Source organism: uncultured Amphritea sp. (assembly GCF_937127095.1).
Taxonomy (GTDB): domain Bacteria; phylum Pseudomonadota; class Gammaproteobacteria; order Pseudomonadales; family Balneatricaceae; genus Amphritea.
Map to the genome: position 1 here is coordinate 257,738 of NZ_CAKZLP010000054.1, position 19,490 is coordinate 277,227.

Sequence of the window (19,490 nt, forward strand, 5' to 3'; positions counted from 1 at the left end):
TGGCTTTAATAACATAAAAAACTGATATATTTCATAAACATACGCACAAAACAAAAAAAAACGAAACATAAAAAACTCTTTTCTTAAATTACACCCCTATAAATTTCACAAAAAATTATTTAAAAAAAACAATCTAAGACATTTAATAAGTTATATAATTTATTAAGAAATATTGCTTTATTAAATACATATAAACCCCATAAACAATGGCTTTTCAATTATGCATTATAGAATCGACAGGCTACCACCTATATTTGATAGATAGCATAAAAAACCTACATCAAACTTTATCAATCGCTCTTATCTTGACGGCTAAGTACTATTATGGATTATAAAAAAACGCGGTATATACGTCATATACCGCGCAAAACAACAATCAAGCAAAGAAGGGGAGGACAAACAATTGTCCACAACATTAGGGTTGAAGCAAAGCAAGTTCGTATGAGTATCTACTTGTACAACCCTTACCAGAAATAAGCACTATTTATACCAACATTACTAATTGTATATTTATCAATAACATAAGAAAATAATCCATTATATTTCGATAATTAATTCTCATATAACTGTTTCAATTAAAAACATAGTGTCCAAATAAACGACACTTTCTTTCTGGCTCAAAGAAGACTCAACGCAAAGACTCGCCGACTTTTTTTTTGACACCTGTCTCAAACTTAAACACACCAAAACCAATCCAATACAAATATATCCTTAATATTCATACATTTAAGTGAAAACTAGATACGGCACACAAATTGCTTTCTTAATAAACGCGCATTTTTAAAGGTGGACTTAAATAAAGAATTACCCCTTTTGAAATTTAGTGACAACAATAAAAAGGACTAATTATGACTATTTCAGAATCACAATTCTCACCATCGGCGGCAGCGATGGACTTTATTCAGCGCCAACATAAACTCCTGATAGGTGATCAGAGACTTGAAGCTGAAGATGGCCGGACACTGCCCGTCATCAATCCAGCAAACGGCGAACAGATCGCTACGGTCCCAAGCGGCAATAAAGCAGAAATCGATAAAGCCGTCGCGATGGCCCGTAAAACCTTTGAAGATTCAGCCTGGAGCCGTATCAAGCCAGTGGATCGACAAAAGCTACTATGGAACTTCGCCGATCTGATTGAAAAGAATGCACGACTGCTGGCGGAGATAGAGTCTCTGGATAATGGTAAGAGCGTGGTTATTGCAGAACATGTGGATATCCGCCTGGCGATCGATTTCCTGCGTTACATGGCAGGCTTTGCCACTAAGATTGAAGGCCGCAGTGTCGACGTCTCCGTACCCTTTATGCCGGATGCACAATTTCATGGCTATACCCGCCGGGAAGCGGTCGGTGTGGTTGGCGCCATCGTCGCCTGGAACTTCCCACTGTTGCTGGCCTGCTGGAAACTGGGCCCGGCGCTGGCTGCAGGCTGCACCGTGGTGCTCAAGCCCGCCGATGAAACCCCACTGACCGCATTAATGCTCGGTGAGCTGGCACTGGAAGCCGGTTATCCACCCGGCGTACTGAACGTGGTCACCGGCACCGGTATCGAAGCGGGTGCGGCCCTGTCTCATCATCCTGATGTGGATAAACTCACCTTTACCGGCTCCACTGAAGTGGGCAAACTGATCGGCAAGGCCGCGATGGACAGCATGACCCGGGTGACCCTGGAGTTGGGTGGCAAGTCGCCCACTATCGTACTGGAAGACGCCGACCTGCAGACTGCTGCTGCCGGTGCCGCCAACGCAATTTTCTTCAACCAGGGTCAGGTGTGTTGCGCCGGTTCACGCCTTTATGTGCATAAAAAACATTTCGACAATGTGGTCGCCGATATCTCCGCCATTGCCGAGGGTATGACCCTGGGACATGGGCTCGATCCCAATACACAGATGGGCCCACTCATCTCCGCTAAACAGCAGAACCGGGTGTGTAACTATATTGAGCAGGGCCGCAACAGTGGTGCCACTATTACCACCGGTGGTATTGCGGTGCCCGGTCCGGGTTTCTTCGTTAAACCCACCGTGATGGTTGATGTGAACCAGAACTCCAGTGTGGTGCAGGAAGAGATCTTCGGCCCGGTCCTGGTGGCGATGCCGTTTGATGATATCGAAGAAGCGGTGCGTATCGCCAACGATAGCCAATACGGACTGGGGGCCAGCATCTGGTCAAACAACTTGTCTCAGGTTCACCGCATGATTCCGCGCATCAAGTCCGGTTCTGTCTGGGTCAACTGCCATACGGCACTCGACCCTGCCCTGCCGTTCGGTGGTTATAAACAATCCGGACTTGGCCGCGAGATGGGCAGTGATGTGATTGAGCACTACACCGAGGTTAAATCAGTATTGATGAGTATCTGAACCCAATAAACGGTCACCCGAAAAGAGCTGCAGACTCTGTCTGTGGCTCTTTTTTTGTTTATCTTACGCCCTCTTTGTCATTGCCTTAATTCGCTGCTGGTAGCAGCTCCTACCAAAAGATACTCAACCAACGGAACGGATCCGTTTAACGCAGAGCCCGGCATGAGTCTGTGTATCCCACCTGTCATCATTAACCTTTGGAAACAGAGTCACGCTTGCTATGATGCAGACCTCACTTATCAAGGTTCGTCATTTATGAAAATTCACCGCATTAACCCCTGCAAACGCTGGTCTGATGTGACTATCTTTAACGGTATCGCCAGTTTTGTTGAGGTCGCCGATGCAGACACATCGGCCGGTATGCAATGTCAGGTGCAGCAAATACTGGATCAGGCGGAACAACAGCTCAAAGCGATTGACAGCGATAGGTCCCGCATCTTATCAGTGACAATTTATGTCACCGATTTTGCCAACTTTGCTGCACTGAATGAGGTTTGGGATGGATGGTTTCCCGAAGGTTGTGCGCCCAGCCGAGCCTGTGTAAAAGCTGAACTAGCCGATCCTGATCTGTTAGTCGAAATGGCATTTACGGCAGCAGCAGGTGCAAAATATCAATCATAAGCAGATAATCGGGTGGTTAGTGTACTTTGCTCCTTTATTTCACCTCCGCTGGACAACCGGGAAAAACGCAGATGTTTTTTAGCCCCAAAAGTGAGAAGAAACTACTGACGCTGACACGGATCGATCCCACTAATCCGCTGGCCTCGTATTCCAAACACCCATTCGAACTGGACGGTTCTCAGTGGCCTTCGGTGGAACACTACTACCAGGCAATGAAGTTCGCTGATGCGCAATATGTTGAGCAGATCCGCCAGGCCCCTCACCCAGCCGATGCGGCAAAACTGGGCAAAAGCAAAAAACACGAAAAACGCAACGACTGGGATAGGGTTAAGGTGACCGTCATGACCCGCGGCACCTATATCAAATGCCGTACCTACCCGGAGATTGCGCAAATGCTACTGGATACCGGTGCGATCGATATTGCCGATGTCACCCAGTACGACTACTTCTGGGGTAGTGGCCGGGATATGCGAGGCAATAACGCCTTTGGCAAAATGCTGATGGAGATTCGGGATAAACTGCGCGAAGAGAGGGCGCAGCAAATTTAAGACACGAATATCAGCTTTTTGTTTCTAGCGCTCAGCCTTCAACCAGCGATTCTGATACAACCAACGGGTAAGCCCGGCCGCGCTTTCTGGACTCATCCCCAGCGCTGTCTCGAGACAGCGTTGCGGGCTTATGCCCTGCTCTTTGTTTTGCAGTGCACGTACCACCGGTGCCATTGGTATGCCATTGAGATGCCAGATGCCCAGTGGCTGGTCATTGGTGATCACCACCTCATGCTCCTCAATCAGGCCATTACTCACCACCGGCATGCTGACTACCTGCAGCGAATCAGGATCGGTTTCCTGGTGCAGGGGCTGATTATCGGGCCAGTTACGCCGTGTCGCCCAGAACGGGTTATCCCACCAGCGCTCTTCGGAGGCATAAAAATCCCGGCCGATGCGGGCAAAACGGTGAAACAAGTGATCGACCCGCTGTTGATAAAACTGTTTCGCCAGCGTCGCGCGTTCGGGTTGCTGCAGCAGGGTGTTAATTACGGCCGGTGCCTGCAGGGCACTGGAGAGTGCCTGAAAAATACCGTTACCTGAGAGCGGGTCTACCGCCATCGCCGCATCCCCTACCCTGATCCAGTTATCGCCTACCGCCTTACGACAGAGTATCGGTGTGCTGGTGCGGGCGTGAATTATCCCGGTGGGTTCGGCGTTGGCGATAAACGGCTGCGCTCTGGGCAGGGTGCGCAGAATAGCGTTACAGTGATCAATCAGTTGGGCTTTGTCCGGCAGATCCGCCGTCGCCACATCAAAGGTCAGTTGCAGATACCGGGTACCATCGGACCAGGCGGCCATCCAGGCCCAGCCATCCTGAAAACTTTCGGCGGCGGACTGCGGCTGACAGGGTTCGCCCTGCCAGTATTGCAATAACGACACCGTTTCACTGCCGCGCAGCCGCGCCAGCCCCGCTGCGGGAGCACTGCGACCACGGGCTTCGACAAGAAAACCAGCGCTAACTGACTGAGCATCCTCATCCTTAATTTCAACAGTGAAGCGGTCACTGTCAGCAACAACTTTGCCAACCCGCCCCTGAATCAGGTTTACCCCTGCTGCCTGCAGGTCCTGGCCTATGCCCCGATCAAGTTCACTGCGGTTGATCAGCATCTCGGTATTGGCGCTGTTGGTAGCACCGTTCCAGCTGGCGAGCCGTGGCGAGGGTTGCGGCAGCTTCGCCAGTGCCTGGTTAAACCCGGCATTGCGCAGCCCTTCTAACACCCGCTCGGAGATCCCCTCGACCGCTTTAAACGGTCTCGGCTCAGCGATCACGCTGACATCATAGCCCAGTTTTCTCAGGCCCAGAGCGGTGGCACCTCCGGCAGGTCCCCCCCCCAGCACAACAATATGGGTTAACGGTTTTTGTTGCGCCATACTCATCAGGCCTCACCTCCACTGTCAGACTTAACCGCCTGGGGGAAACGGACTTCAACACCAAAATAGTCCGCCTGACTCTCCAGCCAGCGATCCACTGAGGCCAGATCGGCAGCACCACCCTGACTCAGATAGCGGCCAATATGGCCAGTTAACTGAGCGCACCCTGCACTGGCCCCAATCACGCCGTTGCGGGCTTTGACATAGCCGCCAAAATCCGCGTATTGGGTTTTTAAACAGCTGAGCTGTTGCGGGCTCTGGCAACGGGCATCACCGGTCATACGCAACACACCTGGGTAAGCTGAAGGATACACAGGATCACCTTTAGCCGGGGATGAGGCACAGATAATCACTCCTGCTGCCAAGGCTCTCTCGCAGGCAGTGCGTAGTATCTCGCGATCATTGCGCAGCCCCAGACTGAGGTTGATCAGATCAACCTGCTGCTCCACCAGCCAGTCGATCGCCGCGGCAACCTGGGCCGGAGTTGTCGCTAAACGTTCGGTGAATATCTGCGCGATGGCAAACTCTGCGTCGGGTGCCTGTCCAGCGATCACCTCTAACAGTGCTGAGCCGTGCCCCAACTGGTCATCCGTCACCGGTGCTAAAACGATACCCTCATCAAACCGGAATGCCTGTGAGACAACCACCCGGTCACACCCGGTTGGCGGGAACCCGGCAAAACCACAACCACTGTCGACCAGACCGATCAGAACTTTATCCTTCTGCCCCATCTCAACCCACCTCCGGCAGACTTTTTTCAGCCACTAACTGGCCACGGTTTAACTCAATACGCAGATCAACCCCGCTGAGGGTTGAGGCCCGGTGGCTGATCAGGATGCGGGTCTTACCGGAAAATATCCGGTTTACATTGGCGATCACTTCGGTTTCGGTGGCTTCATCCACCGCCGAGGTCGCTTCATCCAGTATCAGGATGGCCGGTTGTTGCAGAATCGCCCGGGCGATCGCTACCCGCTGTTTCTGACCACCGGACAGCTGACTGCCCCGCTCCCCCAGTGGCGTTTCCAGCCCCAGCGGCAGAGAGCTGATCAGCTCAGTCAGCTGTGACTGTTGGCACGCAGCAATAACCTCAGCATCGCTGGCTTCGGGTGCGGCATAACGGATATTTTCCATCAGAGAGCCCCTGAACAGAGTGATATCCTGGCTCACCAGCGCCACCCGTTTGCGCAGCGCCATCGGCGGTAGCTGCTTCAGGTTGATGCCATCAATCAGAATACGGCCCTGCTCCGGGTCGTAATAGCGCATCAGCAGATCGATCACCGTAGATTTACCCACCCCGGAGGCTCCGATCAGAGCGATGCTGGCACCGGCTGGAAACAACGCTGAAGCATGGTTCAGAATCGGCTCATTACGGCCCTCGTAACTAAAACTGACCCGGTCAAAGCTAATTTCACCGCGCATATTATCTGTCAGAGAAGCCGGTTGTTCAGGCGTGGAAATGTCCGGTTCGGCCCGGCGCAGATCCATCACCCGATCGAGACTGACCGACATCCGCTGGATCGCCACGTATAAGCCTAAGAGGCTCTGTACCGGTCCGGTGGCCATGCCTAAATAGGTAGAAAATGCGATCAGCGAACCCAGTTGCCACTGTCCCTGTATTACCCAATAGCCACCTATCAGAAAAGCCGTGGCGCGGGTTAGCGAGGTCAGTGTGCCTGGAATCGCCTGGGTAAAAAATTCAGTCACCTGCAGTTTCAGCAGATCGGTCAGATAGTTATCGCTAAGGCTATGAAGCTTGCGGGATTCCCGTTTCTCCTGCGACACCGCCTGGATAAACTTCATGGCGGGCAGGGTTTCTACCAGAAACGAACTCAGATCAGCAGAGCGCTCACGAATGATCCGTGTCTGACGTTCCACTTTACGCCGCATCCAGCGCAACCAGAGAATTTCCAGCGGAATCAGCACTAATACCAGCAACGACAGTTTCCATGAGAGAGTGACCAGGAGTACCAATGCACCCACCAGCCCCAGCACACTGCTCAGGGCGGAAAACATACTATCCACGGCAAAGCGCTGAATCTGTGATACATCACCATCCAGCCGGGAGAGAATATCGCCTATACGGCGGCCACCAAAAAACTTCGGTGACAGGGTTTGCAGATGCTCATACAGATGTTCTCGCAGGGAGAACAGGATCTTGCCCGACAGCTGAGTATGCAGATAGCGATTAATACCGGATAGTCCTGTGCTGATAATCCCAACCAGAATCATCGCTACCGACATGGTCACCAACATGCCGTAATCTTTCGCCAGCAAGCCCTCATCGATCAGCAGTTTGGTCAGCCAGGGCTGTAACAACACCAGCGCTGAGGCAAATACCGACAGCAGCATCAGGCCAATAATCGCTCTCGATTGTGGCCTGACAAAGGTGTAGAGCCAGCGAAACGCTTCTTCTAACCGGCCCCGGTCCTGGCCATCAATTGCTGCACTTAGCCATCTGATCATGCGTGTGTCATCTCTTATTCTTGGCAGATACAAAAAAGGCTGTCGCAGGACAGCCTTTACTCACCAGATTAACATTCTGGACATCGAAGTGTTAGTCCCGACCTACTTCAGATAAGCGATTCGCATAGCAGAAGTCGACATGTCACCGGGTAACTGGATGGAACCAATTTTTTCCAGGGTTTCCGGATCATGGATCGAAATATCACTGGAGGTACCACCCACATAGATAGTGCGGTCTTGGGTCATATTCAGGTTGTAATAGGTATGATCCATATTGTGCACTGCCAGGGTTTTCTGCTCACGAATATCGTGTTTAGACAGGGTATTAAATGCTCCGTAGAGAATATTACTATCTGCCGGATCCGTGATGAAGTTGAAGACGATAAACTCAAAAGGCACGGTTTCGGTTTGTTCAACTTCGCCGGTTTTAAGATCAACCCGGCTCATTCCCCACCAGAATTCAGCCTTCTCCATATCACCCGGATCGCCATTCCACTTAATGGTGAAGTACGGCATGATGAACTCATCAACATGCTCTCCCAAGGAATGCATCGCAAAGGCATCGGGTTGAACCCACTTATCGCCAGGTCTGTCCCAGTGCTGCAGCTTACTCAGCATACGAATCTCACCGTTTTGCGGATTGATCGCCTGCAGGTCATTACCACCCAGAATAACTTCACCGGTATCCATCGCCATGATTTTAGTAATCTGCCGGTCTACCGGAAAGGTTCTGATCGGCTTGGCATCAAGTCCGGCACTGGTGTCGTAAACCGCCAGCTGAGGCTGCATCACTTCATACCGGTCAGTCAGTTTACGGGTTGGGTTCTGTATGGTGTACAGCTCCTTGCCATCCCGGCTGACCGCCAGAGAAACAAAGCTTTTTACCGTGACATTGTTATCCGACTGTTTGGCAAAGAAGACCATCTCACAGTTGGTAATATCGAATCCGGCAACGTCTTCCCATTTATTGGTGCCGACGTAGGCGATCCGACCATCCGGTGAGGGTTCAACGGTACCCTGGCCAAAAACTCCAGGGACATCACAGCTGCGAATAACCTGTTTGGTTTCCGTATCAATGACATGAAGCTGATTCGGACGAGTCACCGTCAACAGATACTCGTGGCCATCGCCTTTCATACCATTGAGCGATGCTGAAGGGTTCATTGAGCAACCGGACATCAGCGCTACCGTACTCACAGCGCCAATCAGCGCTGCCGCTTTTATTTTAAGGGTAAGTTTCATCTGCGCCTCCGTTACTTCTGCTCTTCCGGGAAAATGCCATCCAGCTTGCGCCAGTCTTCGTTGGCCTTGGATACATCCTGAGACCAGTCAGGATAGTTACTCATGGTGTCTGGCACCTGGGCCGGCCACCAGCAGGCATCGGCACAACCATAGAGGTCAGATTCCATCGGCTGGCACAGTGAGCCGAGGCCACCGAAAGGATCCACTTCCCAGCCCGGATCATTAGTGGAGGTACAGCCAACTATCGTCTGCATCGCCACGACCTCTTCCACCTGATCAGGGGAGGTAGTCTGATCAAGCATTTTCGCTTTTTTATTAAACGACTTCAGATGTTTCATTTAAGCACTCCTTCTAGGAGAGACATGGGCTTCGAAAAAGCCCGGATTCTCTATCATGATGCGGGTGTACGCCTCGACTCCGAAATCGACCCAGTCGCGTAACAGGTCACAATAATGGTAGGAGGGTACGGTCGCATCACCGTATTTTGCGTAACTTTCGTGATAACAACCGCCGGAACAGATGTTGCGGATACGGCAGGTTTCGCAACCGGTATCGCTGCGGTCCAGACGGGTTTCGATAAACTCAGCCAGTGCGGGTTTATCCAGTCCCTCGCTAACATCGCCGAACAACGGCTGATCCGACCCGGTAAACCGGTGGCACAGGTTGATGCCGCCTTTGGTATCCACCGCCAGCAAGCCCACACCGGCACCACAGGGCAGTTGTTTCTTATTGCCCTCATGGATGTCGGTCATCAGCATATGCATATTGCCGTAACCCAGGTTTTTACCTTCCAGTGCCGCCTCGAGATACTTTCGTCCCAGACGCTTCATCCCCGCAAACACCTCCACCATCTCGTCGGCAGTGAGGTTAAACGAGGTAATATCACCGGAGGTGACCGGGCCAAATCCGACTTCGGAAAAGCCAAGATCGTGATAAAGATGGTCGAAGATCGCTTCCACATCGGTGATGCCCCGGGTCAGGGTGACCCGGCAACCGATCGGCCGTGCGGTATAACGGGAAAGCAGCATCTGCGCCTTCTGCTTAACCACATCATAAGTGCCCTGGCCACCCACGGTAATCCGGTTTTTATCGTGCATCGCCTTGGGCCCATCCATCGAGATAGTCAGGCCAAAACGGTGCTCGTTAAACCAGTCCACCAGCTCTTCGTTAAGCATGGTCGCGTTGGTGGTCATGGTGAAACTCACCTCCGCTTCCATAGTGGCAAAACGCTCTTCACAGTAGGCCACCACATTACGGATCAGCGGCATATTGGTGAGCGGCTCGCCACCAAAGAACACCACGTTGTACTGACGCTGGTCCGGAGACTCTTTCAGCATCATCTCAACCGACTGCACTGCGGTATCAAAGCTCATCTTGTCACCCTTTGACGGGGTGGTCAGATCCTCTTTGTAGCAGTAAGTACAGCTGAGATTACAACCGGTATTGGTGTTCAGCACGATGGTGGTCAGCGGAAACTGCTTCACCGGTTTAGGCTCATTATTGATCTGCGCCCAGGTGCCCGCTTCAGCAATGATCTTCAGCGTCTTTAACTCTTCCAGAGTATCCACCACATCACCGGCGCTGAACCGGCCATCAAAGCGGTCACGAATCTGCAACGCAGACACCTCCGCTTCTGATGAGAACAGTTCGATCAGCTCACGGCCCAGGGCATCCAGCTCAAACAGGCTGCTGGTCGGCACATGGAACAACATCCTGCGTTCCGCTACATCAACCAGATGCAGGTTGGGTTTTACCAGAGTTAAAGATCCCATTTTCAGTCTCTCTTCTTGTTATTCGCTACAACAGATGTTGGCGGTTGTTATCAGTGTTACTGAATGGCGCGTTTGATATAGCTCGGTACAGCCACCAGCAGGTCTGATTCACCCTCAACGGTGTTATCACCGTCTCTGACTGACGCCACGACTTTCAACATGCCGACGTTATTAGTAGACATCTTGCGCTGTGGGTTCAGACCCGTATCACCGGGAGTAAAGATACCCTGGCTATCGATGGTTCCGGCAAACTCAACATCCCGATCCTCAGCAGCCACTTCATTCTGAGGTTTCAGTGACCAGGACGCTGGCATATACCCCAAACGCATATCATCGTCAGTTCCGGGCTGACCATCTGCACCGGCACTGAATGCCACTGCCCGATAGGTCGATTGCATTTTTGGAATCTTGCCACCGTTACCGCCGATACGAGCCATCGACTGAGGCGGAAATACCTGCACGGCGGCAACCTTGTCATAGACAGCCAGTTGCGCTTTAGCTTTGGTTGCACCCACTGCGACATCACGCATTCCGACTGTCGCTGCAGCAGACGCTTTTGCTTCTACCACAACCCGGTCCGCATCACGGGACAGGACTTTTACGACTTTGACACCAGGCCCCAGATTGACGTTGCCTTTCAGGTAGCCGCCAAAAATGGTCACCTGAGAGGTTTCACCCTGTTTAAGCGCAGCCGGTGACAGGCCAACAATGGCATTACCGCTGACTGCTTTCAGTTCACCACCGATCTCATCATGGGCACTCTGATACATACGTCCAGTCAGAGAGGAGCCATCAGCAGAGGCCGCCAGAACCTGGCGCATGCTGACACCATCAACCGTCAGACCCGCACGCCACTCATAACCGGAAAAGACATTGGCGCTACCACTGCCGTGCAGTTCCGAACCGTCGCTATAATGACCGCTCATGGTGACGGAATACTTATCTGCGGAGGTTTTCACGGCTTTGAGAATAGCGCTATAGTCGCCTTTACCCGGCAAAAAGCCAGCAACAGACCAGCTGCCTTCCAGTGCCGGCTTGGCCATTTTCTGCCACTGTTTCCAGGCCGCATCATTAAAGGCGTAATCCGTCGCCAGTTTAGGCGCCGTTTCATTCAGGGCGATATCGTACCAGCGGCGATCCCGTGCCAGAGCGTGCAGCTCGGTAGTCGGATGGATCGCCATATGGGTATTAACCAGTTCTTTCCACTCGTTTTCTGTGCGGCGCTGCAGGCCAAACCGGGCATTAGAGTGACACCGGGCACACATCTCTGCATAAGCCGGATCAGCGTCTTCCACAACGTTTGGCTGCTGTTCCAGCACATAGCGGAACGGAGCGGTTTCAGACGGTGCAAGGCCCTGAGTATCAGAAAGGTACTTGATCACTGCCTGCGTGTCTTCAGGCGAAAGAGCAAGACCGTTCCAGTGTTGCATTCGCTGCAACGTCATCTGCCAGCCTTCCGGCGTTTTACGCTGTTCACTGATTCTCGAAAATGGCGTTTCCGGGTTGCCGGTGCGGGTATGACAACTCAGACAATTCTCCTGAATCACCGTCTCACCATCCTTCGCCCAGGACGCCGCCGGGGTCAGCATAGTCCCCATCAGTGCCAGTGCACTCACACTAAGTAGCGCATGCTTGGATTTATTATTGTTCAAGGCCAATCACTCCTGTAAGAATTTTCTTTGCAGCATCTGTTGCGGAATGCCGGAACAGATGCAGGCCCTCATCGTTTTTTTAGTTCGCCGGTCTCCCAACTCCAACTAACCTAACCGCCGGGTGTAAATGAATTTCCGTGAATTTGTGCTAAGTTGTTAACTAATGTAACAAAATGTAACGCGACAACCTAAGTACTGATATAACTCTTTGTCAGATAAAGAGTTTCTACACTTTATCAACCATTTAACGGCAGATTAAGGAATACTGTTATCAAACCCTGCAGCTTGCTAGACTCTGAGCATCTGTTTCATAAAACCATAATAAAAGATAATAGTTGCTAACCATGACACCGCCCACTGAAGCGTCACATATCCTGATCGTAGAAGATGATTTTGCATCCCGCTCTCTGCTGGTCAGTTACTTTGAAAGCGAGGGTTATCGGGTGAGTGAAACCGACCATGGCGAAAGTCTGGTAAAGCGTGTACTCGATGAGAGAATCGATCTGGTGCTGCTGGATATCAATCTGCCCGGAAAAGACGGACTCACGCTCACGCGCGAGCTCAGAGCCCATTCAAAAGTCGGCATCATACTGGTGACCAGCAAAGGCGATGAGATTGATCGTATTGTCGGACTTGAGCTGGGCGCCGATGACTATGTCACCAAACCCTTTACCCCCCGCGAACTTCTGGTGCGAGCCAAGAACCTGATCTGGCGGGTTACCGATCAGCCAGGTAAACCGGAGACCGGGGAAAAACACCTGATCCGGTTTGAAGGCTGGACACTGGATTGCAGTAAACGCTTACTGGAAAGTCCGGAAGCTGGCGCTGAACGTCTGCCGGAAGGCGAGTTCAAGCTATTAAACGCACTCATCAGCCGTCGGGGTCAGGTGCTCAGCAGGGACCAGTTGATGGATGCCATTCATGACCGGGAATGGACCCCCAATGACCGCTCTGTCGATGTACTTATCGGACGCCTGCGACGTAAACTTAACGACAACCCGCTTGATCCCCACTTTATACTCACCGCCCATGGCGCTGGCTATATGTTTGCCGGGGAGATTGGCTGATCTATGTATCACTTTCCCGGCTTTAAGGTCCAAACGATTATTCACCGGGGCAAACACTGTACGGTGAGCCGCGCCCTCAGGGACAGCGATCTGCAACCGGTGATCATCAAACAGCTCAACAAAAACGCAACCACGCCGGAAGATATCAATCGTTTCGAGCATGAGTATGAACTGCTCAGTGGCCTGCAGGTTAAGGGGTTGGTTGCGCCCTCAGCGCTGACCAGCATTAACAACCAGTCAACGCTGATATTCCCGGACCTGGGGGGTACCTCGCTGCGGCAGATGATGCACAAAAAACAGTATTCCTGGGAGCAGATACTACCCATGGCAATCGCGCTGAGCGACTTGCTGGGACGCCTTCACAGCGCGCGGGTGATACATAAAAAACTATCTCCGGATAATATTCTCTGGTTACCGGAGACCGGTGAGGTTCAGCTGATCGATTTTTCCATTGCCACCCGACTGACCCGTGAACAGGCCAGCTGGAACTCACAACAACTCTCCGTTGACGACCTTCGCTATATGGCGCCGGAACAAACCGGACGGATCAACCGGCATATCGATTTTCGCAGTGACTTTTACAGCCTGGGTGTCACCCTGTATGAAATACTCTGTGGACGCCCACCCTTTACCGGTAAAGATCGTCTGCAACTGATCCACAGCCACATTGCCAAACACCCGCAGGCACCTCACAAAGTTAAACCGAACCTGCCGGAGATGCTCAGCAGGATTGTACTGAAACTGATGGCAAAAGATGCATCAGAACGGTATCAGTCGAATTTCGGTATCTCTCAGGATTTAAAGAAGTGCCTGGCATTCTGGCGACAACAACAGAGTATTCCGTCGTTTAATCTGGCTCTGGAAGACATTTCGGAACACTTCTCCATCCCCCAGCGTCTTTATGGCCGTGCAGCGACCATTCAGAAGCTGCGCAACAGCTTCGACCAGGCCAACCTGCGTCGCCAGCAGCTGATTATGATTACCGGTTACGCTGGTGTGGGCAAGTCGAGTCTGGTTCACGAACTGCGCCACTATATCCATGAACAGAACGGACGGTTTATCAGCGGTAAGTTTGACCAGTTCCGTCGAACCCGCCCCTATTCAGGTATTTTTATCGCCCTGCAGGGCCTGATCAGGCAGCTATTAACCGAGAACGAACAGGAGATTACAGTCTACCGGGATCAGATTCTCACTGCTCTGGGTCAGAATGCGCATGCCCTGATACGTCTGGTTCCGGAACTGGAACTGATTATCGGTCCACAAAAAAATATGCCCCGCGTCTCTATTCTGGAAGAACAGAACCGCTTCTCCCGATTAGTGAAATCACTGCTCAGTGTCTTTGCCACCGCAGAAACCCCGTTGTTACTGTTTCTCGACGATCTGCACTGGGGAGATCTGGCGTCATTCAGCCTGATCACCTCCTTGTGTGAAGAGGGTGATATGTCAAACCTTCTGATTGTCGGTAGTTACCGGGACCAGGAGGTTGGCCCTACTCACCCAATGACCCTGGCGATCAGTAAAATAAGACAGGGCAGCTGTAACATCAGTGAGATTCTGCTTGAACCGCTCAACAAATCTCAGATTATCAGATTGATTGCAGACACCCTGAGAACAGAACCACAGCACTGCACCGAGTTGGCCCAGATCTGCCTGGAGAAGACCCAGGGCAACCCGTTTTTCCTGATACAGTTTCTCTACTCACTGCATGATGAGGGGCTGATCCGCTTTCATAACAACCGCTGGCGCTGGGATGAACAAAAAATCCAGTCCCGGGAGATGAGCGATAACGTCATCGACCTGATGGTCAGCAAGATACAAAAACTGTCTCACCAAAGTCAGAAAGCCCTGCAGATGGCCGCCTGTATCGGCAGCCCTTTTGATCTCAACACCCTCGCGATCGTCTTAGAACAGAGTGACACAGGCACTACTGAGAATCTGCTGGATGCCATGCGTGAAGGGCTGCTTATCCCACTGGACATTAATTACTCAAGCAGCTCAGGACTGCGATTCGAACGTCACCGATACCGCTTTGTCCATGACCGGATTCAACAGGCTGCCTACTCCCTGATTCCTGAAAATCAACGACAGCAATTGCACCTGCAGATTGGTCGACTACTGCAACAGCGCTTTCCTGATCAAAACAGCGGGCCGGTATTTGAAATAACCAACCATCTGAACAGTGGCCGCAGTCTGATCGAGTCTACCGCTGAGCTCACCGAGCTGGCATCACTCAACTGCCAGTCGGGTATTCAGGCGCTCGATTCAGCCGCGTTTGATGCCGCCCAGGAGTATTTTCAGACAGGCATTGAACTACTACCGGATAACAGCTGGAAACAGCATTACGAGCTGACCTTAACCCTCTATAAGAGTGGTGCCGAAGCCGCCTATATCCGCGCCCAGTACGAGCAGATGAACACGCTGATCGACCGGGTCATCAAGCACAGCGAAAGTGTGCTCGATCGGGTCAAAGTCTTTGAGATAAGAATCCAGTCTCATATCGCCAGAAACCAGTTCGACCAGGCGATGAAAGTCGCATTACAGGTGCTCAAATTACTCGGCGTAGAGCTGCCATCAAAACCCAGCAAACGGCATATCTGGCAAGGCACGTTAAAGACCCAGTGGTTGCTTCGCCGTCGTACCCGAGAGCAGATTATCAATGCCCCCCCCATGCAGGACCCTCATGATCTGGCAGCCCTGTCGATACTGGCGAGCATGTTCGGGGCGGTAAAATTTTCCAGCTCGGCCCTGCGTCCGCTGGTGATGGCCAAAGAGGTTGAACTCACCCTCACCCGGGGGATTACAGCGCACTCTCCGATGGCCTTTGCCGGTTATGGCGGCATCCTCTGTGGCAAGTATTTCGCGATTGAGCAGGGCTATCAATTAGGCAGCATCGCGATAGAGCTCGACCAGCGACAGCCAGACCGATTGCTGCATCATCGCACCATGTCCCTGTTTGACTCTTACGTACGCCACTGGAAAGAGCCGCTGCAGAACTCACTGAGTTCACTGATGGAGGGACATCAACAGGCGCTCAACTGCGGCGATATAGAGTGGGGCAGCTACAGTCTGGCAGCCTGGATACAATATGCGTTTACCCAGGCAGAGAATTTCGCAGAGTTACAGCCGATACTCGAAAACTACACCACATCATTGCTGCAATATGGGCAAAAACCATCGATCCAGTACTCACTCCAGGCCTTGCAGGCCATTGATAATCTGCTGGGAAAAAATTCAGATCCGACCCAGCTGTTTGGTCGCTTTTTCAATCAGACAATGCTGGATGAACACCACAGTGAAGACCATCGCACGGCGATCGCAACCTATCACCACTACTGCTCACTACTCTGCTTTATTTTTGAAGACTATCAACAAGCTAACTGGCATTGCGAAACTGGCGCACCCTATCTGCCACATATCGTCGGCACCTATTCATCCCCCTGCTTTGAATATATGACCGCCCTGTCGAAGCTTGCTCTGCTCTCTGATATCAGCATTCTGCAGCAGCCCCATAAGCTGAAACATATACGCAGTGCGCTTCGCAGAGCCAAACGTCTGGCCCGTCACTGTCCTGAAAACCATCAGCATTTTGCTGCATTACTGCAAGCAGAGCTGTATCGGGTGACTCGCCAGTACCATAAAGCGATGGACCATTATGATACGGCTATCAACACTGCTCAGAGTAACCATTTTTATCTGATCGCCATACTTGCCACAGAGATGGCAGGCCGCTGCTATATGGAGTGGGATAAACAGAATATTGCCCACACCTATCTCAACGATGCCTGGAATGGATATCTTCGGCTGCAGGTCAAGCCAAAGCTACAGCAGTTACAAAACCGCTATCCTGAGTTATTCGCCAGTCGCAGTATCAGCAGCAACGAAAAAAACAAGGCGCTGGCCAGCGCTGATGATGGGGAAACCTTTTCCAATCAGCAACTGGATACGATCTCTGTTATCCGCTCCTCCCAGGCGATTTCCGACGAGATCGTACTGGAGAAACTGCTCGGCAGGTTGATGGCGCTGGCGCTGGAAAGTGCCGGAGCGCAACGGGCGATTCTCATCCTTAAAGAGCGGGACGAATACTATATCGAAGCAGAAACGGAGCTGGACCAGCCCCCCCGGTTTTTCAAGAGTCTCACCCTGGATGAGAGCACCACATTGCCGGTCAGTATTGTTCACTACGCGGCCCGCACCAAGGAGATTGTCGTACTCAGTGATGCTCACAGTCACGAGATGTTTATGCAGGATAGCTATATCCGTGCGCATAAACCCCGCTCGTTGCTGTGCATGCCGATCCTCTACCACGGAGAACTGACCGCCCTGCTCTATCTGGAAAATAACGAAAGCCGCAATGTATTTGATCCATCACGCATGGAAACCCTGCAAATACTCTCGGCCCAGGCGGCCATCTCCATCGAAAATGCCAAGCTCTACTCCAGCCTGGAACAATCAGAGCAAGAGTTTCGTTCACTGTTTGAAAACACCGTTGAAGCCATTTTCAGGGCCAGCGCGCAGGGCCACTTTATCTCTGCTAACCCGGCGCTGGCTGAACTGTTAGGCTATTCCAACCCGCAGGAGTTTCTGCGCACCATCACCGATATTGGCAGTCAGTGCTTTGCCAACAGCGCCGATCTGCACCACTTCCTTAATCAGTTGTCTGCCGATAACCGGGTGCTCGGTTTCGAAACCGAGTGGCTGCGCCGCGATGGCACCCCGGTGAATGTTTCCATCTCTGCACGCCGGGAGCTGGATGACCAGGGTGACGTAGTCTACTACGAGGGATCCCTGAGCAATATCACCGAACGTAAAGCGAAGGAGCAAGCGCAACTGAATCTGCAGAAGTCAGAAGCCGCCAGCCAGGCAAAATCTGAATTCCTGGCAACCATCAGCCATGAGATCAGAACGCCAATGAACGGTATTCTCGGCATGGCTCAGCTGCTCAATAAAGGCCATTTGCGTCATGATCAGCAAGAGCAGGTCAACGCGATCTATCAGTCCGGCCAGACGCTGTTATCGATTCTCAATGATGTCCTGGATTTCACCAAGGCAGAAGCGGGCCAGGTCGAGCTGGACAGAGCCCCCTTCTCTGTCAGACAGGTGCTCAATGAACTGGAGTTGATGCTGCGGCCAATGGCACTGGAAAAACACCTGTCACTTGAGCTGGATATCAGCGATTCACTGCCCGACAGGGTTTTCGGTGACCGGCGAAGCCTGGGACAAGTATTGATGAACCTCTGTGCCAATGCCATTAAGTTTACCCAGCAGGGTTATATTAAAATATCGGTCAATGCCCGTCTGGCTGAACAAACAACAGAGATCCATTTCAGTGTTGAAGATAGTGGTATCGGTATTCCTGAAGAGTCGCACCAGCGGATCTTTCAGCACTTTTCCCAGGCAGACTCCTCCATCACCCGCCGTTACGGTGGCACCGGTCTGGGGCTTGCCATCAGCAAGAAAATGGTGGAGCTGCAACAGGGCGAGATCGGTTTCAGCAGCATCGCGGAACAGGGTAGTCAGTTCTGGTTCACTATCCCCTATGCGTTAGCCACGACAGAACAGGAAACCAACATACTCAGTCCGCCTGCAATCCCGACTCAGGCAGCGCTGCATATTTTGCTGGTCGAGGATACAACCATCAATCAGCAGGTGGCGAAAGGGTTGCTGGAAAGTGACGGCCACCGGGTCGAGATCGCCGCAAACGGCTATACCGCCCTGCAGAAACATGATCAGCATGATTATGACCTGGTACTGATGGATATCCACCTGCCGGATATGGATGGCATGGAAACCACCCGCAGAATCCGCCAACATCAGACGCCTGACAAGGCCAATATACGGGTAATCGCGCTGACCGCCAGTATTACTGAAGCGGAAATCAATAACTATCACTCTGCGGGTATCGACGCGGTAATTGGCAAACCCTTGCAGTATACCGAACTGCAACGGCTGCTGAGTCGACATCCGTCAGCGCTTAAAAATGAACCTGCTGAGCATACTCAAGCAGAGCTTAACCCTTCAGAGACGGCTATGACTAAAGGGACGGCTGTGACAACTCTTGATGAACACCTGGTTAATCAGCATTGCAGCATGTTAGGCCGGGATAAATTTATCCGCTTGCTTGATCAGCTTGAACAGCAATGCCGCCAACTAACTGAGAAGATGCAGCAGGCATACGAAAATCAGGATCTTAAGACGATGCGCGATTGCGCCCATCAGCTGACGGGAGCCGCTGCAAATTTTGGTCTGCATTCACTGGCGGTGCAAAGTAAAGCGATAGAGATGGAAGAAGAGGTAATCACCCCCACCACCTGTTACCAACTGGAGAGTCTGGTGACTAACGGCCTTGAGGCGCTACGCCAGTTTAGCCAGCAGAGTGTAACCACAGGGTAGATGCAGA

12 protein-coding genes are annotated in these 19,490 nt (G+C 51.9%); 5 read left to right on the plus strand and 7 right to left on the minus strand.

Annotated elements, in window-relative coordinates; genetic code table 11:
• The first annotated feature begins 848 nt into the window (after positions 1-848).
• From Q0499_RS12885 to Q0499_RS12895, 3 genes are all read left to right on the plus strand, one after another.
• Complete coding sequence (locus tag Q0499_RS12885; protein WP_299200003.1) at positions 849-2,354, plus strand: aldehyde dehydrogenase family protein; 1,506 nt, start codon at positions 849-851, stop codon at positions 2,352-2,354.
• 255 nt (positions 2,355-2,609) lie between these two features.
• Complete coding sequence (locus Q0499_RS12890) at positions 2,610-2,975, plus strand: RidA family protein (protein WP_299200005.1); 366 nt, start codon at positions 2,610-2,612, stop codon at positions 2,973-2,975.
• A 71-nt stretch (positions 2,976-3,046) separates the two neighbouring features.
• Positions 3,047-3,523: an NADAR family protein gene (locus tag Q0499_RS12895; protein ID WP_299200007.1), complete on the plus strand. Its 477-nt coding sequence runs from the start codon at positions 3,047-3,049 to the stop codon at positions 3,521-3,523.
• Positions 3,524-3,547: 24 nt separating this feature from the next.
• On the opposite strand, the gene Q0499_RS12900 is transcribed toward Q0499_RS12895, so the two are convergent.
• The 7 genes from Q0499_RS12900 to peaA all read right to left on the minus strand — a co-directional run bounded on the left by Q0499_RS12900 (position 3,548) and on the right by peaA (position 12,026).
• Positions 3,548-4,903: a tryptophan 7-halogenase gene (locus Q0499_RS12900; protein WP_299200010.1), complete on the minus strand. Its 1,356-nt coding sequence runs from the start codon at positions 4,901-4,903 to the stop codon at positions 3,548-3,550.
• On the minus strand, positions 4,903-5,628 hold the full coding sequence (locus Q0499_RS12905) for a S8 family serine peptidase (RefSeq protein WP_299200012.1): 726 nt from the start codon (positions 5,626-5,628) through the stop codon (positions 4,903-4,905). The genes Q0499_RS12900 and Q0499_RS12905 overlap by 1 nt, the downstream gene beginning before the upstream one ends.
• A gap of 1 nt (position 5,629) precedes the next feature.
• On the minus strand, positions 5,630-7,360 hold the full coding sequence (locus tag Q0499_RS12910; RefSeq protein ID WP_299200014.1) for an ABC transporter ATP-binding protein: 1,731 nt from the start codon (positions 7,358-7,360) through the stop codon (positions 5,630-5,632).
• Positions 7,361-7,462: 102 nt separating this feature from the next.
• A complete protein-coding gene (gene peaD / locus Q0499_RS12915) occupies positions 7,463-8,602 on the minus strand; it encodes a quinohemoprotein amine dehydrogenase subunit beta (RefSeq protein ID WP_299200016.1) in 1,140 nt (379 codons plus the stop codon).
• 11 nt (positions 8,603-8,613) lie between these two features.
• Positions 8,614-8,940 (minus strand): quinohemoprotein amine dehydrogenase subunit gamma, encoded by a 327-nt coding sequence (gene qhpC / locus Q0499_RS12920; RefSeq protein WP_299200018.1) that lies wholly within the window; start codon positions 8,938-8,940, stop codon positions 8,614-8,616.
• Positions 8,941-10,374, minus strand: coding sequence for a quinohemoprotein amine dehydrogenase maturation protein (peaB, locus tag Q0499_RS12925; protein ID WP_299200022.1), 1,434 nt, complete (start codon positions 10,372-10,374; stop codon positions 8,941-8,943).
• 56 nt (positions 10,375-10,430) lie between these two features.
• A complete protein-coding gene (gene peaA / locus Q0499_RS12930) occupies positions 10,431-12,026 on the minus strand; it encodes a quinohemoprotein amine dehydrogenase subunit alpha (protein WP_299200024.1) in 1,596 nt (531 codons plus the stop codon).
• Between the two features lie 344 nt (positions 12,027-12,370).
• On the opposite strand from peaA, the gene Q0499_RS12935 reads away from it, so the two are divergent.
• A complete protein-coding gene (locus Q0499_RS12935) occupies positions 12,371-13,093 on the plus strand; it encodes a response regulator (protein ID WP_299200026.1) in 723 nt (240 codons plus the stop codon).
• Between the two features lie 3 nt (positions 13,094-13,096).
• Entirely contained in the window at positions 13,097-19,483 is a 6,387-nt protein-coding gene (locus tag Q0499_RS12940) for an AAA family ATPase (protein ID WP_299200029.1), read from the plus strand.
• Positions 19,484-19,490 lie beyond the last annotated feature (7 nt).